Source organism: Streptomyces umbrinus, from assembly GCF_030817415.1.
GTDB lineage: Bacteria > Actinomycetota > Actinomycetes > Streptomycetales > Streptomycetaceae > Streptomyces > Streptomyces umbrinus_A.
This window is the reverse complement of sequence record NZ_JAUSZI010000002.1, coordinates 11,418,974-11,437,841: the sequence shown is the minus strand read 5'-3', so window position 1 is coordinate 11,437,841 and position 18,868 is coordinate 11,418,974. Positions and strand designations below refer to the sequence as shown.

The window sequence follows — 18,868 nt, the reverse complement described above, 5'->3', positions numbered from 1 at the left end:
GAACGCCTCGGCAGCCGGCCTCGCGTGCGCCTTCGCCTCTCTGCTTGTCAGCTGGCCGAGCCAGGATTCTCGGGCCGGATACGTCCTCGCCAGGCACCCGTCTCTCCCCCGCGCTCTTCGACGTATTCCTTGAAGCGGTGCAGATCCCCCTTGACCCGGCGGTCGATCATGCCCAACGCGTCGGCGCCCTTCTCGGCGGCCCCGGTGGGCTCGACGTCCATCGTGAGCTCCACTCGAGTGTGGGTGTCGTCCAGCCGCTCGAACCTGACCGAGCCCCGCTGCCGGGTGTCGCCGTCGACGACTCGCCAGGTGATCCGGTCGTCCGGCAGCTGGTCGACGATTTCGGTGTCGAACTCGCGTCGTACCCCACCGATCTTCGTGGTCCAGTGGTTGTGCCGGTCGTCAAGCTGTCGCACTTCCTCGACGCCCTCCATGAAGCGCGGGAACTCCTCGAACTGTGTCCACTGGTTGTAAGCCGTGTGGACGGGGACCTCGACGTCGACCGCTTCCTTCACCATGCTCATCGTTTCCTCCTCAGTGGTGGTCGTTCCGCGCAGTTGGGCGACCATCGCCCGTCCGCACGACTCCGGGTACCCCGGTACAGAGCCATGAAGACCGCATAACAGGGCGTATCCCCTATCGCGGCGGGCATTCGGTAGCCACGAACGCCTAGACGGGAACCCAGGGTCCATTAGCGGCAAACCCCGCAGGGGGCGACACCGCTGCCCCGCCGTCGAATCACCTACCGACACCGGGCACCGCCAACCGCCGTGCGGCCCCGGCCACCGGCTCAGCGCGACGGCGCAACAAAACGGCACATCCGGTGGGTGGCCGTCCCGCCCGGTCGCCGCTTAGCGGGAGCGCCAGACCGGGAGTTCGCGGCCCTGGACGGATTTGGTCTTGGAGCGGAAGTAGGTGCGGTACTTCTCGGACTTCGCGGCCAGCCTCTCGGGGGTTTCCGTGCAGTTGTCGAACCTCGACGAACAGCACGGGCACGCCGGCTTCCGGGGCCTGGAGGATCGCGTCGGCGCACACGGCGGTGCGGGTGCCTCTGCTGCCGGGAGCCGCTCGTCTGTCCTGGTTCGCGTACGGCCTACCGATCGTGACGACGCCCGCCGCCCCTGATGTTACGGGTGAACGCCTGCACGCACCGCCGGCCCGACCTCCAACTGCACATCCTCGACTCACCCGCCCGGGCCTCCCGCCCAGGCCTCCCCGCTACGGCGCGCTGGCCGGCCCCTGCCTCTTCCGGCCTCTCACCTCGCGTCACTGCGGTCGGCCCGCCGGCCACTCCCCCGGAACAGAACGGCCCTGGGAAGGATGCAATGAGTCCACAACGACTTGGTTCTGCGTCGCCTTTCCAAGGAAAAGCGTTGATCGGCTTCTCGGATCGAGCGACGATCACCGTCCGCTGCATCTGCGCAGCCACCCATCCGGAAGAGGATTTTCCATGCGGACGAGACATAAGAGCCGAGTGTTCACGCTCCTGGCAGCCAGTGCGGTCCTTGTCGGCAGTTCCCTCACTCTCGGGGCGGGCAACGCGGCCGCTGCCACGTGGACTTTCGAGAAGGGCCCGTCATACTCGGACGGGACCTTCAGCATCATCGCCTACAACAACGGCCGCTACGCGGGCCTCATGGAGTGGCGCGGCGATCCCCTCAGCGGCTACCCCGGCGACGCGTTCCGGGTCTTCGACAAGCTCTCCGACGGACGCGGCATGGAAGCCAAAATGATCCTCCCGGTGACCGGACGTAAGGCCACTACGCGCGGGCACTCGGCCGAGTACTTCAGCCCGTGGAGCACCGGAGATCTCACAGAGGGCACCAAGGTCACCATCCAGCTCTGCTCCGTCGCGGGTGACTACGCGGACTGCAGTTTCGCCTACAGCGGCCACGCGTAACCACACGCCGGCCAGCCGTCCTCGAACCATCTCGCCGCCCGCCCCGGAAACCGTGGGACGGGCGGCTTTCCCGCTCATTCTTCGGTGACGAGGATGATCGTCTTGCCGGGGGTGCGCTTGTCCGGCGTGAACGCGGAGGCCGCCTCGGCCAGCGGCCGGACGGCGCCGACGACCGGCGTGAGGCGGCCGTCCCGCAGCCGCTGGGCGAGGTCGGCCAGGCGGGCCCGGTCGGGTTCGACGACGAAGAAGACGGCTCGTCCGTCGCGGGGGTGGACGGTGACCGGCTCGGCGATGGTGACCAGGGTGCCGCCGGGGCGGACCAGTGCGGTGGAGCGTTCGAGGATCTCGCCGCCGATCACGTCGAACACCACATCAACCTCGCCGATTTCCTCCAGCTTCTCGGCCTGGAGGTCGACGAAAGCGTCCGCGCCCAGGCCGAGGACGGTGTCGCGGTCGCCGGCCCGGCCGGTGCCGATCACCCGGGCGCCGCCCTCGCGGGCCAGCTGCACGGCGATGGAACCGACGCCGCCCGCGGCGCCGTGGATGAGCACGCTCTGACCGGTGACCACGTGGGCGTGGTCGAACAGGGCCTGCCAGGCGGTGAGCCCGGAGATCGGCAGCGCGGCGGCCGTGACGTGGTCGACATCGGCCGGGAGCGGGGCAAGATTGCGGGCCTCGACCGCCGTGTACTGGGCCAGCGAGCCATTGCGGCTCCAGTCGGTCAGACCGAACACCCGCTGCCCGACCGTCAGACCTGTGGTGCCGTAACCGAGCTCGGCGACCACGCCCGACAGCTCGTGGCCGGGCACACTCGGCGTCCGGTCACGACCGGCCCGATCGGTCCAGGTGCCGGGCCAGTCCAGCTCACCCGGGGTGAACCCGGCAGCATGGACCTCCACGATCACATCGTTCTCCGCGGCACGCGGGTGGGGCACCTCGGACAGGGCCAGACCGCCGACACCGGCGTCACGGTCCTGGACAGTGATGGCTTGCATGAAGGATTCCTCCGAGCAGGGGGACGTTTGAGGAGCGCGCATCACGCCTAGTAGGCAGGCGCAGCACCGACCCCGCAGGCCGACCACCCGCCATGACCAATCCCAGCGCCGTACGCCCCCGTCCGCCACCGCACACAACGGCAGACCAAGGACGGCCGACAGGCGCCGTCGTGATCACGTTTCCGATCCTAGGAGCCAAGCAGCCCAAACATCTGGGCCACTTGCACCCACATACAGTGGGCCACTTACTCAACCCCGGATCCCCACAGCCACACACGTGCCGACCGTGCCGCCGGCGCGGCCGCGCTCAGCTCTCCGACGGGATGCGGGCGGCAATCTCCCGCGCCAGCCAGCCCGCGTCCGGCGAGAGGGGCCCGGCCTCCCCCGGTTTCCCGGAAGTGGTAGCCGCCGCCAGGCAGCCGCCGGACGCGACGGCACTGGACGGCGTTATGTGACCTGTGGGGGTGTCTCAGTCCCAAGGCGTCTCAGGCGGTGCAGCTCCCATAGACGAGACGTGACAGGCGTCGCGGTCACGTTCCGCGGCAGCCGCTCAGAGGTGGCCGTCCAGGAACTTGCGTACCTCGGCGATGGTCATGGGCCCCGTGCCGTGCGCCACCGCTTCTCCCTCCTTCAGCAGGACGTAGGACGGGGCTCCGGTGATCCCGTATCGCTCGGTTGCGGCCGGACAGCGCGTGATGTCGGTGCGGACGGCCGTCAGGCGGCCCGTGTAGTCGTCGGCGATGCCACCCACGACGAGGTCCATCACCCGGCAGGGCTCGATTGCCTTGGGCCATGCCCCGGTGAAGTATGCGAGGACCGGAACTTTGCTCATCCCGAGGATGAAATTGAACTCCGCGTCCTCACGGGGTCGGTGAACCCGCAGCGCCATGGAAGCTCCTGACCTCACGTTCCGTCATTCCATCACCATCATCCCTCGCGCGGTGTGCCAGGCCGGCCCGGTCGGTCGTCCGGCTGGCCTGTCGGAAGGGAGGCACGGGGCCGTCACAGAACCACGATGGTCCCCGGCGCGAGCGGCCCGGGCCCCCGCCCCTGGTGACTCGGCCTGGCCGCCCCGCCGGTCACCCAGCGGCAGCCCCCCGCGCGCCCGCGGGTCAGCTCGTGCCAGGACCGCGACCTCCACGACGACATGAAAGACGCTTTCCAGGGCATAGCTGACCAGATCGCCGACCAGATGCTCGATGAGCGCGTCGACGAGCGGGCCGGTGCGCATCGTCGACGGGACCCGGTCGAGCCGTGTCCGCCAGCTCGCTTCTCAGAGACCGTGCCCCCGACGGGCTTCCCGAGGCCTTGTCCGGTCTTCACGTCAACCCCCGGTCCAGCCGGCTCGTACCGCTCTTCCCCGGGCCGCATGAGCCGGCTGACGCACCGAGAACGAGGCACGATTCCTGGACCGCTCGCGGACACGGACACGGTCGTGGACGGTCGACGTACGCGTCAGCCGGCCCGAAGACCGACCGCCAGCGTCAGTTCAAGGACCCGCTGTGGCGATGCGAGATCCGGAAACAGCTCCCGCAGCTGCGACATCCGGTACCGGACTGTCTGGGGATGGACGAACAACGCCGCCGCCACCTCGTCCCGCCTGCCTTGGTGCAGCAGCCACGCCCGCAACGTCTCCTCCAGCCGCCGTGCGGTCGCGACAGGCAGGGTCCGCAACGGTGCGAGAGCTCGGGCACGCAGGTCCGCGAACGCGTCCACGTCGGCGCTCAGCACCAGCTCGGGCAGGTGGTCCTCGGTGTCGTGAATATCGGAGGAGAGCGAGCGGGCGCGTACGGCCCGTGCGTACGAGGCGGACGCTCGGGTCCATGGCCGGGCCGGGCCGACCACGGCGGTGCGGTCGGTCAGCTGCCGCAAGAGATGTGGTCGGTCGGCGTCGGGGACGAGCAGCACACCGGTGGAGTCCGGCAGATCATCGAGGACGAGGGTGCCCGGGTCGAGCGCGCGGTAGGCGGGCCGGGCCTGGGCGGCGGGCAGCAGGACCGCGGTCAGCGAAACCGGAGGCTGCCATCCGGCCCGTTGGACAGAGACCAGCAGCACGTCCGGGCTCGCGTCGGCGAGGAGGTCGCGGGCCAGGTGTTCCAGGTGGCGCTCGTGGGCCCTGCCCCGGGCGGCCAGTTCGTCGGCGTGGCCCGCGGCGCTCGCGGCGGAGAGCTCGTCGATGTAGGCGAAGGTCAGCTCTGCGAACTTGGCGACCTCGGCGGCGGGCAGACCCGCGGGTACGGCACCCGCTGCCAGGCATCGCCAGGCCACGCGGGCGCCGACGCGGTAGGCGCTGAGCAGGGCGTCCATCGAACGGCCGTCGCGGACTTCGCCGCGGCCCAGCTCGTAGGCTGCGTCACCGGCGTCGCCGCCTGTGGGGTTGCCGCTCGCGAGGTCCAGGTAGTGCCCCAGGGCGGTGCGGACGGCTCGGCGGATGGTGGCGCCCATGGGGCCCGAAAGGGCGTTGGCGTAGGAAGGGACCTCGTCGATGATCGCCTGGACGACCTCGTCGGCGGTGCTCTTCAGCGCGGCCCGAAGTGCTGTGACCGTCGTCTCGTCCAGGGCCAGATCGCTGACCCTTCGGATTGCATGGCTCACGTTTTTGTTCCCTGCGAACAATTCAGCCGACCAGATTTACGTCCTACGGTCAGGACTTTACCCCTTGAGGCGCAGCAAGCTGGAGTCATGACGAGTACAGCCCTCCGCAGCAGGGCGAGGAAACTGCTGGAGATGGTCACGACGCCGCTGCTGCCGTCGGACTACCTCGACCTGGTCAGCCCACTGCGTGCCGGCGCTGACCTGCGTGGGCGCATCGAGGCCGTGCACCCCGAGACGGGTGACGCCGCGACTGTCGTGATCAGGCCGGGACGGGGCTGGCGCGGCCACACAGCCGGTCAGTACGTGCGGATCGGGGTCGACGTCGACGGGGTGCGCCTGTGGCGTGCCTACTCCCTCACCTCGCCGACAGACCGCCAGGACGGCCGCGTCACGATCACCGTGAAGGCGATCCCGGACGGCAAGGTCAGCAACCATCTGGTCCGCAGGGCGAAACCGGGCACGCTGATCCAGCTCGACCAGCCGACCGGTGACTTCGTGCTGCCGCAGGCCAAGCCCGCCAAGGTGCTCTACCTGACGGCCGGCAGCGGCATCACGCCCGTGATGGGCATGCTGCGCGACACCGGGTTCGACGACGTCGTCATGGTCCACTGCGCGCCACAGCCGCAGGACGTGATCTTCCGCAGCGAACTGCACGACCTGGTCGCGGACAAGAAGCTGCGGCTCACCGAGGTGCACACCGACACGGACGGCATGCTCGACATCGCCCGTCTCGACGAACTCGTGCCCGACTGGGCCGAGCGCGAGACCTGGGCCTGCGGGCCCGCGGGCCTGCTCGACGCCGCCGAAGAGCACTGGAGCGAGCACGGCGTACAAGAGCGCCTGCACACCGAACGCTTCCGCCCGAGCATCGTCGTCGCCGGCGACGGCGGCGAGGTCACGTTCAGCACCACCGGCAAGACCGTCGACGCGGGCGGCGCCACGCCGTTGCTGGACGTGGGCGAGGAGGCCGGCGTGCTCATGCCCTCCGGGTGCCGCATGGGCATCTGCTTCGGCTGCGTCACGCCGCTCAAGGCGGGCGCCGTCCGCGACCTGCGCACCGGCGAGATCACCGAGGCAGAGCCGGGCGTCCTCATCCAGACCTGCGTGTCCGCCGCGGCGGGCCCCTGCGACATCGAACGGTAGGAGCACCTTGACCGCCATCGACCCCACCGCCCACCTGACCGCGGAGCAGATCGAGGAGCTCGGCCGCGAGCTGGACGCGATCCGCGACGAGGTGATCGCCGACCGCGGCGAGAAGGACGCCGCCTACATCCGCAAGGTCATCTCGGCGCAGCGCAAGCTCGAGCTGGTCAGCAGGGGCGTACTGCTGTTCTCGCTCTTCCCGCCCGCGTGGCTGATCGGCACCGCCGGTCTGTCCGTGGCGAAGATCATGGACAACATGGAGATCGGCCACAACATCCTGCACGGCCAGTGGGACTGGATGCGTGACCCGAAGATCCACTCCACCACCTGGGAGTGGGATCACGTCTCGCCGTCCGAGCAGTGGAAGCACTCGCACAACGAGCTGCACCACACGTACACCAACGTGATCGGCAAGGACAACGACCTCGGCTACGGCATCATGCGCGTCGACGAGGATCAGAGGTGGCACCCGTTCCACCTCGGCCAGCCGCTGTGGAACTTCATCAACGCCTGCTTCTTCGAGTACGGCATCGCAGCGTACGACCTGGAACTCGGCAAGAACCTGCACAAGCGCCGCCGCAAGAACCCGGAGTTCCGCGCGCGGGCCAGGGCCGTGGGCCGCAAGATCCGCAAGCAGGTCCTGAAGGACTACGTGATCCACCCGCTGCTGTCGGGCCCGTCGTTCCTCCCCACGCTCGCCGCCACGTTCACCGCGAACCTGGTCCGCAACATATGGACCCACTCGGTGATCATGTGTGGGCACTTCCCCGAGGGCGTGCAGGTCTTCGAGCGCCGGTCGATCAAGGGCGAGACGCGCGGCCAGTGGTACCTGCGCCAGATGATGGGCTCGGCGAACATCAGCGGCAGCAAGGCCATGCACTTCATGACCGGCAACCTGTCGCACCAGATCGAGCACCACCTGTTCCCGGACCTGCCGAGCAACCGCTACGCCGAGGTCGCGGTGAAGGTACGCGCGCTGTTCGAGAAGTACGAGCTGGAGTACGTCACCGGGCCGTTGCCCAAGCAGGTGCTCTCCGCGTGGCACAAGGTCTTCCGGCTCTCGCTGCCGAACAAGAAGCCCAAGGTCAAGACACCGGACCGCGAGCAGGAACTCATCGCGGCCTGATTCCCGGTATTGATTCAGATCTTTCGACCGACCCGGCGGCACCGCCGGGTTCGGTGAGATCCGTTGCGGACGATGAGTGGCCGGCCCCGCTTCTCGTAGGTGTCCAGTCCGACGAACCGCAGCCCGCCGAGATCGCGCGCGAAGTACGCGGGCCCGTCGCCACGGGAGAATTCGTCCAGGAAGCTGTCCCCGAACGGTTCATGGCCGCTCGTCGTTCGTCTGGGCCGGCCGTGGTACCCGCGGACGACGAAGTAGTCCTGTCCGTGCGTGCCGATGCCGTCCAGGATCTGCCTGGCCCCGGCCAGATCGCGCGGCGCGGCGCGCCGCCGGCCGATATGTCCCCTGCGGCCAGCAGATGATCGGCTCCGCACCTGCGGGCCTCGTCGACCAGGGCCCGGCCCATGATTTCCGGATACGGGGCGAGGCCGAGCCGCTGCGAGACGCCCCGCACCAACGGGACTCCGGCCACCGGCTCGGCCGTGGTCTCCCCCAGCTGCGGTTCAGCCGGGCGGGGTGGGTGCCGTAGACGACCTCGCCCTCGGTCACCGTGGGGAGCAGGTGGCCGAATCCGTCGTCGCTGCCGGTCACGCCGGTGTACCAGGTGATGACGGCCAGGTCCTCGGTGAGGGTGACCAGTTCAAGGTTGACGGCGGACACGGCGTCCGGGTCGCGGGGGTGGCGTATGTGTGTCGTACCTCGGCGGGCGGCGTGGAGGGCTCGGAGGATGGCGCGGGCGAGGAGCGCGGCGAGCGGCGGCCACTTGAAACGCCGGCGTGCGCCGTTCTCACAGCAGGCCGAGGTCCCGGGCGCGCAGGGCCGCCTGGGTGCGGTCGCGCAGGGCGAGGCGGGTGAGGATGCGGGACACGTGGTTCTTGACCGTGCCCTCGCTGAGGTACAGCCGCGCGGCGATCTCCCGGTTGGTGTGACCCTGGGCAACGAGCCGCAGGATGTCCGTCTCCCGCGGGCTCAGGACGGCAGCAACGGCCGCGGGAGGTTGGGCAGTTGGGACGGGCTTGGGGGTCGGCAGGGAGGCGGTGAGGTGGCGGGCGACGGACGAGTCGAGTTGGGTGACGCCCGCGTGCGCCAGGCGGACCGCGTGGGCGAGTTCCTCGGCCGGCAGGTCCTTCAGCAGGTAGCCGTGGGCGCCGGCCCGCAGCGCCTGCACGACGTACTCCTCGTCCTCGAACGTCGTCAGCATGACCACCCTGCACTCCGGGGCCCGGCCACGCAGGACGGCGACCGCTTCGATCCCGTCCATCTCCGGCATCCGGACGTCCATGAGCACGACGTCGGGGCCCAGTTCGAGTGTCTTCGCCACGGCGTCCCGTCCGTCCACGGCCGTACCGACGACCGCGATGCCCGGCCGGATCGCGAGCAGCGAGGCGATGCCGTCGCGGATGAGCCGCTGGTCGTCGACCACCAGCACCCGGACCGGCGGTGCCGGCTCCTGCTCGTCCATGGTCATCTCCGCCCACGCTCGTCCGTGCTCATCCCCGCGCCGTCTTCCCGCGCGGCACGGTCACCGTAAGCCGCGTACCGGCATCCGGGCCGCTGTCGATATCCACGCTCCCCGCCACCAGGTGCACCCGTTCCCTCATCCCGAGGAGCCCGAACCCGCTGGCTGCCGCGTCCGGTACGAAGCCACAACCGTCGTCGGTCACCACCAGCCGCGCCGTGTCCTCGGCCAGCAGGACCGCCACCGTCACCCGTGCGGCCCGCGCATGGCGGCGCGCGTTGGTCACCGCCTCCTGGGCCGCCCGGTACAGGGCGGTCAGTTCGGCCGCGCCGAGGCCGTCCTCGTCGCCCGTCACCTCGACGGTGACCACCGGCCGGGCACCGCCGCCGTGGGCCAGGCCGGCGAGCACGGCCGAGAGCGTGGGGTGCGCCGCCTCGCCGCGCAGCGCGCGGACCGACTGCCGTACGTCGCCGAGTGCGAGCCTCACCGAACGCCTCGCCTCGTTCAGCGCCCGCTGGGCCGCGTCGGGGTCCAGGGCCCGGAAGTCGGAGGCCATCTCCAACTGCACGGACATCGCGGTGAGATGGTGACCGAGACTGTCGTGGATGTCCCGGGCCAGCCGGTTGCGTTCGGTGGCGGCCGACAGCTCGGCGACCCGCGCGGCATACTCCTCCAGTTCCCGCCGGGCGCGCTGTTCACCGACGGCCACCGCGGCCATCGAGAGCGCCAGCACCAGGCCGACGGAGAGCATCAGCAGGTCGGAGACGTGCTCCAGGTCGCGGTACCAGCCGGGAGCGGTCAGCGCGTACAAGGTGATCAGCCCGGCCAGGCAGAGCGCGCCCAGCACGAGCGCGGTCGTACGGCCGAAGGCGAAGTAGGCGGTGAACGGCAGCAGCACGAACAGCACTTGGGCCAGGTCCGACGCGTCGAGGACCACCGCCGCGACGATCAGGGCGCAGCGCGCCAGCAGCAGCGGCACCCGGGCCGTGGGACGGCGATGTCCCGCGGCTTCCAGGGCGAACAGCGCCCCGATCGCGGTGACGAAGCCGACCGTCCGCCACACCGACGGCCCGGGGCCGTCGCCCAGTCCGGCCGCCGCGTAGTACAGACCGCCCACGAGCACGGCGCCGTACAGCAGCGGCGGCACCCATCGCACGGGCCCGTACGCCGCCATGAACACCCCCCTCGCCCACTGTCGTCAGGCTAGGCCGAACGCGACGGCTCGGCGGCACCGCCGCGGAAACTCCGAACGGTTGGGGCCGAACGACACGTGCCGAACGGCTGGCCTGCGCACGGGAGATGGTGACTTCCGGCCGTCGATGTCCCCGTTCTGCACCTCCTGCCGCTGATCGGCGGCTCCCTACGGTTGCGGCCTGTCCCACTGTCAGAACCCTCGGAGCAACCGGAGTTGGCCTCATGTCCTCACCCATTGCCTCACCCACCACCTCATCGACCTATCGCGTCGGCGCCCTGTGCGGAGTGCTGTCGGGTCTGCTGATCGCCCTGCCCGCGCTGGTCGAGGCGTTCACCGGGGAGACCACCGCGACCAGCGTCCCGCTCGGCCTCTCCCCCGCGTTCGCCCTGCCACTGCTCACCGCACTGCAACTGCGTCAGCGCCCGGCCACCGGCCGCTTCGCAGAGGTGGCACACATCGTGAACCTCGTCGGCCTCGGCCTGTTCGGCAGTGCCGCGTTCGCCTCGAACCTCGTGCTGTTCTACTTCGACGACGACGTCATCGAAGAGGTGCTGACCGGCCCGACGATCCCCGCGCTCATCGGCTGTGCGGCCGTGTTCGCCGTGGGCTGTGCCCTGTTCGGGGCGGCGATGATCCGCGCCCGGGTGTTTCCGAGGACTCCGGCCTGGGGCTACGCCGTCGTCCTGCCGCTGTTCGCGTTCCTCACCGGCCTGTCCGACAGCCCGCTCACGAGCGGGCTGCACATCCTGGTCGGCGCCATCCTGATCTGGCTCTCGGCGGCGCTGTGGCGCATGGCACGGGAGGCCCAACACCCCACGGCCCAGGCCCGGGTGGCGGTCTGAAGACGCAGACCACCGTGGTCGCCGTCACGCGCAGGGCCGTCCCGGCCGGCTCGGTGAGGTCAGGCCACGCTCAGGGCGGCGCTCCAACAGCAGCAGTCGCACATTCGCGAAGTCCGCGGTGCGTACCGTACGGAACTCCTCCCGCAGCAGTCCCGACTTCGGTTGCCCCATCCCGGAGAACGGGTCCTTGCTCCGACCGGCGGACACGAGCCGGATCCGCCGGTATCCGGCGGCGCACGGGCGGGGGTCAGGGCACTCCCCGGCCTCGTGGTGGGCGCGCTGCTGCGGGGTTGTCGTGCAGGAGGACGTCCTTGGGCCTGGGACCTTCGCGCAGTTCGAAGTCCAGGGCGCGGCGCGGCTTGAGGCGATGGGTGTAGGCGATGCCGTCGCCTGGGCGCTGGTCGGCGAGAACCCTGAGGGCCACAGTGGTAGTCCGGTTCGCGAGGGGTGTTGCGGGTGACCGTGCTCCGGACGAACGGGGCGAACGCGGCGATGACGGCGACGAGCGCGGCGGCGACGCGACGGGCCGACCGGGGCCGGGCGGTGAGCCGGTGAATGCCGATCGTCGCCAGCAGGATCCAGGCCGGGACGGTGAACAGCAGATAGCGGTCGAGGAAGAGATGCAGCCAGCGTGCCGTTGCCACGGTGAGCAGGAACGGCGCCAGGGCCCACAGCGCGAGTGGCGCGAGACGGGTCCGCGGGCCCGCGTCGGGGCCGGGCTCGAATCTGGGTCGTGGCCCGAACCGGGGCCGGGAGCAGGCTCGTTGCCCCGCCGCCGGCGAAACGCCGCGACCAGCGCCACGGTCGCACCGCCGAGCACGACGGCGGTGGCCACCGGGGACCGGAACAGCATGCATGGCATGGCGGCGATGTCGTTCCGGGCCGGCGCGTTCCAGGCGATCTGCTGAGCCTGAGTGCGGGCCGGGACGACCAACGGCACGACCAGCGCCAGCCCTCCGCCCGCCGCGATCGACCGAAACTGTCGTCGCGTCGCACGCGGGGGTGCTCCTTCAGCGGCGCACGACGCATCCGGTATCCGCCATTACCGCCACGCCGCCCCCTTCCCATCCAGGGAGCCGTCCGGCATGGCGAACCGCGCTCATCGGGCCCTCGATCCCGCATTGCCGTGCGCGAATGCAGGAAGTGGCCATTCATGGAGGCGCCTTCACGACGGCATCACCGGACACACGCTTCCGGCCGAGGGTCGCCTCTGGTGTGTCCGTTGGGGAAGACGGTGCGTTCACGGTTTGCCTAGCCTCCCGGGTCATGCGATCAACACAGACGAGACGCATCGGTCTCGCCGGCATCCTCGCCCTCGTCCTCGCACTGTTCGGTCTCGCACCCACCGCGAGTGCGGCCGAACCGGGCCCGGCCGATCTGACCTTCACCACCGACAGCGCCACCACGACCCCGGGCGGCACGGTGAATCTGTCGATGACGCTCACCAACAACAGGACCTACGACGTCTGGTTCATCCACCAGACGATCGAGCCGACCTGGCTGACCACCCAACGGCCCGATCTCAAGTACGGCTTCACCGGTTGCAGCCTGGCCACGGCGGCCGGCAGCGTTCCGTGTACCGGCACCGGTCCCGCCGACCTCGGCACCAACTACGGCGCCACCATCCCGCCCGGTCAGAGCCGGACCGTCACGCTCACCCTGCAGGTCGCCGCCGACTCCGGCTGCAACGGGAACATCGGCTTCTACTCGTACTTCTACGCGGAGTTCAGCGACAGCTCGAACACCAGCGGCGGTCCGGTCTACACGCCCGAGACCCGCGTCCTCTGCGCCTGACCGCGTAGCCGGCGCCACCTCGGGGTGAGCCCGCCCGAGGCTGAGCCTTGGCACACCGCCGGCACCACACGACATCAATGGCGGCCGGCCCACATGGGCCGGCCGCCACAGCTGCTGCACGTCTTCCGACGCGGGTCACGGGCGCCGGTGGGAGAGCCGACGCGCCACCACGGGAATGATCACGGCGGCGGCGACCAGATGGGACACCGCCAGGACGATCTGGGTGGAGGTCGCGGTGTGCGGGGCCACCGCGGGACCGGCCATCGACAGGGCGGTGAGCACGACGGTGGTCACCACGAAGATGCGGGCGGGCCGCTTCGCCCAGCGGGCCAGGGCCACCGCGAGGACGATGCCGACGACCGACCAGAACAGCACACCTCCGAAGAAGCCGCCCACTGGGATCTCCGCCGCTTCCGTGGCGCCGGGACTTGCCACCTCCATCGGTACCCCGACGCCTCGGGCGATGAGCCCGAACGCCTCGGTCACGACGGCGCCGGCGAGCGTGGCGAGTACGCCGACCAGCCACACGGGGCGCGTGTCGAGCAGCCGCGCGGACCGGGTGGACCGGGCGGAGGACAGGGACGAGGTGGGACGGGTCTGGGGCGTGGTTGCGCTCATGGCACTGACTCCTGCTTCGTTGTGGGGTGTTGATGCCTTTCGCAGGGGTAGACCGCGGCCCGCCCGACAACTCATCGGTCGCCGGGAAACTTCTTTCGCGGTGCGTGCCAAGGGACTTCGCGAAGGGGCTTGTCGAGATCCACTGAGATGCTTCGGCAGGAACGGATTTCAGGGTTGGATGGCTCCATGACTGAGGCTGCCGAGCGGTTCGATCCCGTGGTCCGGGAGATGATGCAGGCCAACCGGGCGAACTGGGACGCGCGGACTCCCGTACACCTGGCCAGCCGTTTCTACGGCGTGGAGGAGCAACCCGATCCGTTCCGCTGGTTCGCTCCCTTCGAATGGGAGGACCTCGGCGAGTTGGCCGGGCGGGAGGTCGCGCATCTGCAGTGCCATCTGGGCACGGAGACCCTCGCGTTCGCGAGGCGTGGAGCGCGCACGGTCGGCCTGGACATCTCCGGGGCGTCGGTGGCGGCGGCCCGGGACCTCGCGGCGAAGGCGGACTGCGCCGTCGACTACGTACGCGCCAATGTGTACGACGCGGTGGACGCGCTCGGCGAGGGACGCTTCGACATGGTCTACACCGGCAAGGGGGCGCTGTGCTATCTGCCGGATCTGGACCGCTGGGCGGAGGTGATCGCCCGTCTCCTCAAGCCGGGCGGACGGCTGTACCTCGTCGAGTTCCACCCCCTGCTCAACGCCCTCGGCCCCAAGCCCGCCCCCGACGAGGGCCCGGACCTTCTGCTGCGTCACGACTACCTCCAGGGGCGCGGTGCCATCCGCGGCAACTCCACCCACACGTACACCGACGGCCCGGCGGTCGACGGCGCGACGGAGAGCTTCGAGTGGAGGCACGGCCTGGACGAGGTGATCAACGCGTTGGCCGGAGCCGGCCTGCGCATCGTCCGGCTCCGTGAGAGCGAGGAACTCCCCTGGCCGCGCTTCCCGCAGATGATCCGCACCCCGTCCGGCTGGTGGCGACTGCCGGACAGCGCGCCGCGCATCCCTCTCCTCTACGGGCTGCTCGCCTCCCACTAGGCGGGTTCGGCCCCGCGGAGACGGTCGGTTCGCTGCCGAGAGGCACCGGGACCTCCCGGCCGACGTGCGATCCGGTCCACCTACACTGTCCGCCCATGATGCCTTTGGACGACCCGCGCTGGCCCGCCCTCGACCACCGGGGTTGGTCCAAGGGGCAGGGCAGTGCGCCCGATTCCCCCTTCGTGCCCGACGAGTTGCGCCATCTGATGGCCGACCCCACGAACGGCGGGCACTTCAACGATCTGTGGCCGTATCTGTGTTCCGAGGGCACCGCCTGGCCCGCCGCCTACGCGGCCGTGCCGTACATCGTCACGATCGCGCGCGGGCTCCCTCCGGCCAAACGGGACGACTACCTGTACGTCGTCGGCCTCGTGGCCATGTGTTCCGGCGAACTCGGCGACACTCCCGCCGACCTGCCCGACGACATCGCGGACGCCTATCGTCAGGCCCTCCCCGAGGCCATGACCCTGCTGGCGGACACGTTGGCCACGGCGGAGCACGACCAGATCACCACCCGCTACCTGCTCGCCGCCGCGGCGGCCCTCAAGGGTCACCCCGAGTACGCCGAGATACTCAACGATCTCGATGTCTTCGCCGAATGCCAGTCCTGCGGTGAACCCATGCTGGAGCTTCCGGAGTAGCCGCACACGGAGAGCGAGCCGCCCAGGAGTCACTCCGTCAACTTGCCCTTGCGCAGGGTGAGGACGCGATCCGACTGGGACGCCAGGCGCTGGGAGTGGGTGACGACCACCACGCACTTGTCCTGCTCATGGGCCAGTTCGCGGAAGGTGTCGATGATGCCCTGGGCGGTGTCCTCGTCGAGGTTTCCGGTGGGTTCGTCGGCGAAGAGGATGTCGACGTCGCAGGCCAGGGCTCGGGTGATGGCGACGCGCTGCTGCTGGCCGCCGGAGAGCCGCATGACGTTGCGCGTCGCCATGTGCTTGTCCAGGCCGACCCGCTCCAGGAGTTCCAGTGCGCGCGCCCTGCGGCCGCCACTGCCCGGCTTCACTCCAGTGATCTCCATGGCGGTGGTGACGTTCTGAAGGGCGGTCATATAGGTGAGCAGGTTGTAATGCTGGAAGATCGTGGCGGAGTGCTTGTTGCGGTAGCGGCCGAGGCCGAGCTTCGTCAGGTCCTGGCCGTTGAAGCTGATGGTGCCCCGGGTGGGTGCGTCGAGGCCGCTCGCGAGGCTGAGCAGGGTGGTCTTGCCGCTGCCCGAGGGTCCTAGGACCGTGTAGAAGGTGCCGCGCCGGAAGCTGTAGTCGATGTTCTTGAGCACGGTGGTCCGGCGACGCTGGCCGATGTAGGTGTGGCTGACGCCGTCGAGCCGGAGGACGGGCGGGGGTTCGGGGGCGGTCGCGGTGCTGGTGGCGGTGGTCATGGTGGCTGTCACTTGCCCTTCGTGAGGATGGTCCGCGGGCTGAGCCGCACTACGGAGGCGGCCGGGATGGCGGTGGCGAGCAGTCCGAGGCCGAGGCCGACCGCGCCCACGGTGGCGAGGGCCGCGGGGTCGAGGCGTATGTCGATCCTGTCGATGGGGTCGGCGTTCTCCACCGGCTGGTCGTCCGGGTCGATGCCCTGGTCGATGCCGGTGGTGCCGGGAGCCGGGGGCTGCCAGGATTCGAGCTTGTGCCGGGCTTCGGCGGCCTCTTCGCCGAGCAGCGACCGGCTCGCGCTCTGGGTCAGGTTCTGGGTGAACAGGGAGCTCAGGCCGATGGCGAGGGCCGCGACCGCGACGATCTCCAGGGCCTGCTGGGCGACGAGTTTCCACTTCTTCTCGCCCATGGCCAGCAGTACGCCGTACTCCTTGCGGCGCTGCTTGACCGCGAGGTTGACGAGGAGGACGAGTACGGCGGCGCCCGCGATGCCGATCAGCCACATCGCGAGGGTGGCGGTGGAACCGATGCTGTCCAGAGGGCCCGTCATCTGCCGGATCGCCTTGTCGTTCGCGTCCAGTTCGAAGCCGTCGAGCTCGGACCCCGCGATCCGCTCGGCCACCGCCTTGAACCGCTCCAGGTCTCCGGCGTCCTGGAGGAGGAACATCGCATTCCTGGCCTGGAGAGACGTGCCCTTGGTGGAGTTGAGCCCGGCGAAGCCGCCGATGGACGCGTACAGCATGTTGGCCGGGTCGACGAAGTACTCGGGCTCGGGCTCGGAGCTGGGACGCGGGTCGCGGTAGATCCCGGCCACCGTGAACTCTGCCGTGGCCTTGCCTTCGTTCGCCCCCAGGGTGATCTTGCCGCCAATCTTGAGTCCGTTCTTCCGGGCCAGCCTCTCCTCGATCAGCAGCAGGTGCTTGTCCTTGTCGGCGGCGGTGAGGTGCGCTCCGGACAGGAGTTGGAACTTGCCGCTGCGGAAGTCGGACAGGAGCGCGGTGTCGAGGACTCCGATGGTCGGGGTGCCGTCGGGACCCATGCCGGAGGCCTTGGTGTCCACTCCCCCGGTGACCAGCTCGGTGCCGCCCTTGACGACGCCCCGGTCGAACATGGAGTAGTTGTACTTCTGGACCAGCTTGGACGTGCCCAGCTTCTCCACCGTTGCGGCACTGATCTGAGGGGCCACCACGCCACCGGCGGCGTTCTGGCCGCTCAGGTCCATCACCAGGTTGACCTCGGCGCCCACGGAGCGCTTGGCCTCGTTCTTGGCCTGGGCGGTCGCGTCCTGGATCAGTACCCCGGCCAGCACCATCACGGAGATGACGAGGAAGGTGCACAGGGTGATCAGGGTCCTGCCCCTGCGGGACCACAGGCTGAACCCTGCACGTTTGACGAAGTTCATGTCGGTCGGCTCTCCCGGTCTGTGTCGGTGCGGTGCTTATTCGCTGTCGATGAGGATGGAGCGGGGGTGGAGGCGGAGAATCCCGATGCCGGGGACGACGGTGGAGACCAGCGAGATGCCGAGACCCATGCCGGCGACCTTGCCGAGGTCGGACGGCTGGACACGCATCTCCGGCGGGTCGGCCGGCGTGTCCGGGGCACGGGGTCGCGGAGGCGCTGCGGACTCCTGATGTCCCAACAGCGCGTCGCCCGCCTGCTGGGCGGCGATCTGACCGGCCAGGGCGGCGACGGCCACCGCGGGCAGGGCGACGGCGGCAACTTCCACGGTGTGCTGGCCGATGAGCTTCCACTTCTTCTCGCCCAACGACAGCAGCATCCCGAGTTCGTCGCGGCGTTCCCGGATCTGCAGCATCACGATGAGCCCGAGAATGAGCGCCCCCGCCAAGGCGATGAGCTGGACGATCAGCCGGGCGAAGGTACCGACCCGCTGGATCGGACGGACCTGGTCCTTGTACGCCTTGTCGTTGACGCGGAAGTCGAACGACCCCGTGCCGAGGAGCCGCCGGGCCTCGGCATGCAGTTGCTCGGCCTGTTCCGGGGAGCCGATCCTCAAGACCGCTTCGGCCAAGTCCGCGGCGCCGGGGCTCAGTTGCTGAACCGTGCGGACAGGTACGTACAGTGTGTTGCCGGGCAGCTGATGCGGCGGCGTCCATCTCGTCGGGTCGGGCGTCGAGTCGCGGAAGATACCGACGACCGTGAGTGGCACGGTGCGCCTGCCGTCGGCGGACTTCGCGCGGAGGGTGTCGCCGACCCTGAGCCCGTTCTTCTCGGCCAGCCGTCGCTCGACCATGGCGACCCGACGGTCGGCGTCCTCAGAGGTGATGCCACGCCCGGCTGTGATCTTGTTCGAGCCGTACGAGAAGGGCAGCAGCAGCCCCGAGTCCCGCACGCCGTTCAGTACCAGGGGACCCTGGCTCTTCGCCCCGGTGCGGCTGCCGCCAGGCCTCGGGACGTCGGACTCCAGCGGCTCGATGCCGCGGGCCCCGGCCTCGATCGGGAGCCGCGGGTTGTACCGGTGGACCTGCGGGGACGACCCGAGCCGGTCCGCCAGCGCCGGGGTGAGGGACTTGCCCTTCAGCGTCACGTCGACGCCGATCGTCCGCTGTGCGTCCGCCTCCTGACGGGCGGTGGCGCCTTGCAGCAGGAAGCCGCCCAGCAGCAGGGTGCAGATCACGACGAAGATCCCCAGCAGGACGGCGGTCCTGATTTTCCTGGCACGCAGGCTCAGCCCGGCGCGCTTGACGAAGTTCATGGCCACGACAGAAGCAGGGCGCACTTTGCAGCGGGATAAGCGCGTTACAGGAGCGTAAGAGCGCAGTCCGTGCGATG

At 69.8% G+C, this 18,868-nt stretch carries 20 protein-coding genes; 7 read left to right on the top strand and 13 right to left on the bottom strand.

Annotated features, from left to right (window positions below):
- Window positions 1–47: 47 nt before the first annotated feature.
- Window positions 48–524 (bottom strand): SRPBCC family protein, encoded by a 477-nt coding sequence (locus tag QF035_RS50735; protein ID WP_307529485.1) that lies wholly within the window; start codon window positions 522–524, stop codon window positions 48–50.
- 926 nt (window positions 525–1,450) lie between these two features.
- On the opposite strand from QF035_RS50735, the gene QF035_RS50730 reads away from it, so the two are divergent.
- Window positions 1,451–1,900, top strand: a complete 450-nt coding sequence (locus QF035_RS50730; protein WP_307529483.1) for a hypothetical protein — start codon at window positions 1,451–1,453, stop codon at window positions 1,898–1,900.
- Window positions 1,901–1,974: 74 nt separating this feature from the next.
- Here the strand turns inward: QF035_RS50730 and QF035_RS50725 are convergent, their stop codons facing one another.
- The 3 genes from QF035_RS50725 to QF035_RS50715 form a co-directional block, all read right to left on the bottom strand.
- Window positions 1,975–2,895: an NADP-dependent oxidoreductase gene (locus tag QF035_RS50725; RefSeq protein ID WP_307529481.1), complete on the bottom strand. Its 921-nt coding sequence runs from the start codon at window positions 2,893–2,895 to the stop codon at window positions 1,975–1,977.
- A gap of 550 nt (window positions 2,896–3,445) precedes the next feature.
- On the bottom strand, window positions 3,446–3,784 hold the full coding sequence (locus QF035_RS50720; protein ID WP_307529479.1) for a thioredoxin family protein: 339 nt from the start codon (window positions 3,782–3,784) through the stop codon (window positions 3,446–3,448).
- 566 nt (window positions 3,785–4,350) lie between these two features.
- Complete coding sequence (locus QF035_RS50715) at window positions 4,351–5,490, bottom strand: PucR family transcriptional regulator (RefSeq protein WP_307529477.1); 1,140 nt, start codon at window positions 5,488–5,490, stop codon at window positions 4,351–4,353.
- Window positions 5,491–5,577: 87 nt separating this feature from the next.
- Between QF035_RS50715 and QF035_RS50710 the strand changes: the two genes are divergently transcribed.
- Together QF035_RS50710 and QF035_RS50705 are read left to right on the top strand one after the other, a co-directional pair.
- Window positions 5,578–6,633 carry a ferredoxin reductase gene (locus tag QF035_RS50710; RefSeq protein WP_307529475.1) on the top strand — a complete coding sequence of 352 codons (1,056 nt, stop codon included), beginning with the start codon at window positions 5,578–5,580 and terminating at the stop codon, window positions 6,631–6,633.
- Window positions 6,634–6,640: 7 nt separating this feature from the next.
- Window positions 6,641–7,759 (top strand): fatty acid desaturase family protein, encoded by a 1,119-nt coding sequence (locus tag QF035_RS50705; RefSeq protein ID WP_307529474.1) that lies wholly within the window; start codon window positions 6,641–6,643, stop codon window positions 7,757–7,759.
- 14 nt (window positions 7,760–7,773) lie between these two features.
- Here QF035_RS50705 and QF035_RS50700 read toward each other — a convergent pair whose 3' ends face one another.
- From QF035_RS50700 to QF035_RS50690, 3 genes are all read right to left on the bottom strand, one after another.
- Complete coding sequence (locus QF035_RS50700) at window positions 7,774–8,130, bottom strand: hypothetical protein (protein ID WP_307529472.1); 357 nt, start codon at window positions 8,128–8,130, stop codon at window positions 7,774–7,776.
- A gap of 413 nt (window positions 8,131–8,543) precedes the next feature.
- Window positions 8,544–9,218: a response regulator gene (locus tag QF035_RS50695; protein ID WP_307529470.1), complete on the bottom strand. Its 675-nt coding sequence runs from the start codon at window positions 9,216–9,218 to the stop codon at window positions 8,544–8,546.
- A 28-nt stretch (window positions 9,219–9,246) separates the two neighbouring features.
- Entirely contained in the window at window positions 9,247–10,389 is a 1,143-nt protein-coding gene (locus QF035_RS50690; protein WP_307529468.1) for a sensor histidine kinase, read from the bottom strand.
- Window positions 10,390–10,631: 242 nt separating this feature from the next.
- Between QF035_RS50690 and QF035_RS50685 the strand changes: the two genes are divergently transcribed.
- A complete protein-coding gene (locus QF035_RS50685; RefSeq protein WP_307529466.1) occupies window positions 10,632–11,252 on the top strand; it encodes a hypothetical protein in 621 nt (206 codons plus the stop codon).
- A gap of 24 nt (window positions 11,253–11,276) precedes the next feature.
- On the opposite strand, the gene QF035_RS50680 is transcribed toward QF035_RS50685, so the two are convergent.
- Together QF035_RS50680 and QF035_RS50675 are read right to left on the bottom strand one after the other, a co-directional pair.
- Window positions 11,277–11,423 carry a hypothetical protein gene (locus QF035_RS50680; RefSeq protein WP_307529463.1) on the bottom strand — a complete coding sequence of 49 codons (147 nt, stop codon included), beginning with the start codon at window positions 11,421–11,423 and terminating at the stop codon, window positions 11,277–11,279.
- A 76-nt stretch (window positions 11,424–11,499) separates the two neighbouring features.
- Window positions 11,500–11,676 carry a hypothetical protein gene (locus QF035_RS50675; protein ID WP_307529461.1) on the bottom strand — a complete coding sequence of 59 codons (177 nt, stop codon included), beginning with the start codon at window positions 11,674–11,676 and terminating at the stop codon, window positions 11,500–11,502.
- A gap of 842 nt (window positions 11,677–12,518) precedes the next feature.
- Here QF035_RS50675 and QF035_RS50670 point away from each other — a divergent pair.
- On the top strand, window positions 12,519–13,046 hold the full coding sequence (locus QF035_RS50670) for a hypothetical protein (RefSeq protein ID WP_307529459.1): 528 nt from the start codon (window positions 12,519–12,521) through the stop codon (window positions 13,044–13,046).
- Window positions 13,047–13,181: 135 nt separating this feature from the next.
- Here QF035_RS50670 and QF035_RS50665 read toward each other — a convergent pair whose 3' ends face one another.
- On the bottom strand, window positions 13,182–13,664 hold the full coding sequence (locus QF035_RS50665) for a DUF6069 family protein (protein ID WP_307529457.1): 483 nt from the start codon (window positions 13,662–13,664) through the stop codon (window positions 13,182–13,184).
- 186 nt (window positions 13,665–13,850) lie between these two features.
- Here QF035_RS50665 and QF035_RS50660 point away from each other — a divergent pair, with 186 nt between their 5' ends.
- Both QF035_RS50660 and QF035_RS50655 read left to right on the top strand, forming a co-directional pair.
- Window positions 13,851–14,702: a class I SAM-dependent methyltransferase gene (locus QF035_RS50660; RefSeq protein WP_307529455.1), complete on the top strand. Its 852-nt coding sequence runs from the start codon at window positions 13,851–13,853 to the stop codon at window positions 14,700–14,702.
- Window positions 14,703–14,797: 95 nt separating this feature from the next.
- Window positions 14,798–15,343, top strand: coding sequence for a hypothetical protein (locus tag QF035_RS50655; protein ID WP_307529453.1), 546 nt, complete (start codon window positions 14,798–14,800; stop codon window positions 15,341–15,343).
- Window positions 15,344–15,372: 29 nt separating this feature from the next.
- Here QF035_RS50655 and QF035_RS50650 read toward each other — a convergent pair whose 3' ends face one another.
- From QF035_RS50650 to QF035_RS50640, 3 genes are read right to left on the bottom strand one after another with little or no spacing between them, the layout of a single operon-like run.
- On the bottom strand, window positions 15,373–16,095 hold the full coding sequence (locus QF035_RS50650) for an ABC transporter ATP-binding protein (protein ID WP_307529451.1): 723 nt from the start codon (window positions 16,093–16,095) through the stop codon (window positions 15,373–15,375).
- On the bottom strand, window positions 16,092–17,480 hold the full coding sequence (locus QF035_RS50645; protein WP_307529449.1) for an ABC transporter permease: 1,389 nt from the start codon (window positions 17,478–17,480) through the stop codon (window positions 16,092–16,094). The genes QF035_RS50650 and QF035_RS50645 overlap by 4 nt, the downstream gene beginning before the upstream one ends.
- 36 nt (window positions 17,481–17,516) lie before the next feature.
- Window positions 17,517–18,791, bottom strand: coding sequence for an ABC transporter permease (locus QF035_RS50640; protein WP_307529448.1), 1,275 nt, complete (start codon window positions 18,789–18,791; stop codon window positions 17,517–17,519).
- Between the last annotated feature and the right edge of the window lie 77 nt (window positions 18,792–18,868).

Bases quoted from the DNA above. Each gene is read 5' to 3' on its own strand.
- QF035_RS50735 (WP_307529485.1), bottom strand. From the start codon at position 524: ATGAGCATGGTGAAGGAAGCGGTCGACGTCGAGGTCCCCGTCCACACG.
- QF035_RS50730 (WP_307529483.1), top strand. From the start codon at position 1,451: ATGCGGACGAGACATAAGAGCCGAGTGTTCACGCTCCTGGCAGCCAGT.
- QF035_RS50725 (WP_307529481.1), bottom strand. From the start codon at position 2,895: ATGCAAGCCATCACTGTCCAGGACCGTGACGCCGGTGTCGGCGGTCTG.
- QF035_RS50720 (WP_307529479.1), bottom strand. From the start codon at position 3,784: ATGGCGCTGCGGGTTCACCGACCCCGTGAGGACGCGGAGTTCAATTTC.
- QF035_RS50710 (WP_307529475.1), top strand. From the start codon at position 5,578: ATGACGAGTACAGCCCTCCGCAGCAGGGCGAGGAAACTGCTGGAGATG.
- QF035_RS50695 (WP_307529470.1), bottom strand. From the start codon at position 9,218: ATGGACGAGCAGGAGCCGGCACCGCCGGTCCGGGTGCTGGTGGTCGAC.
- QF035_RS50690 (WP_307529468.1), bottom strand. From the start codon at position 10,389: ATGGCGGCGTACGGGCCCGTGCGATGGGTGCCGCCGCTGCTGTACGGC.
- QF035_RS50685 (WP_307529466.1), top strand. From the start codon at position 10,632: ATGTCCTCACCCATTGCCTCACCCACCACCTCATCGACCTATCGCGTC.
- QF035_RS50680 (WP_307529463.1), bottom strand. From the start codon at position 11,423: ATGGGGCAACCGAAGTCGGGACTGCTGCGGGAGGAGTTCCGTACGGTA.
- QF035_RS50670 (WP_307529459.1), top strand. From the start codon at position 12,519: ATGCGATCAACACAGACGAGACGCATCGGTCTCGCCGGCATCCTCGCC.
- QF035_RS50665 (WP_307529457.1), bottom strand. From the start codon at position 13,664: ATGAGCGCAACCACGCCCCAGACCCGTCCCACCTCGTCCCTGTCCTCC.
- QF035_RS50660 (WP_307529455.1), top strand. From the start codon at position 13,851: ATGACTGAGGCTGCCGAGCGGTTCGATCCCGTGGTCCGGGAGATGATG.
- QF035_RS50655 (WP_307529453.1), top strand. From the start codon at position 14,798: ATGATGCCTTTGGACGACCCGCGCTGGCCCGCCCTCGACCACCGGGGT.
- QF035_RS50645 (WP_307529449.1), bottom strand. From the start codon at position 17,480: ATGAACTTCGTCAAACGTGCAGGGTTCAGCCTGTGGTCCCGCAGGGGC.
- QF035_RS50640 (WP_307529448.1), bottom strand. From the start codon at position 18,791: ATGAACTTCGTCAAGCGCGCCGGGCTGAGCCTGCGTGCCAGGAAAATC.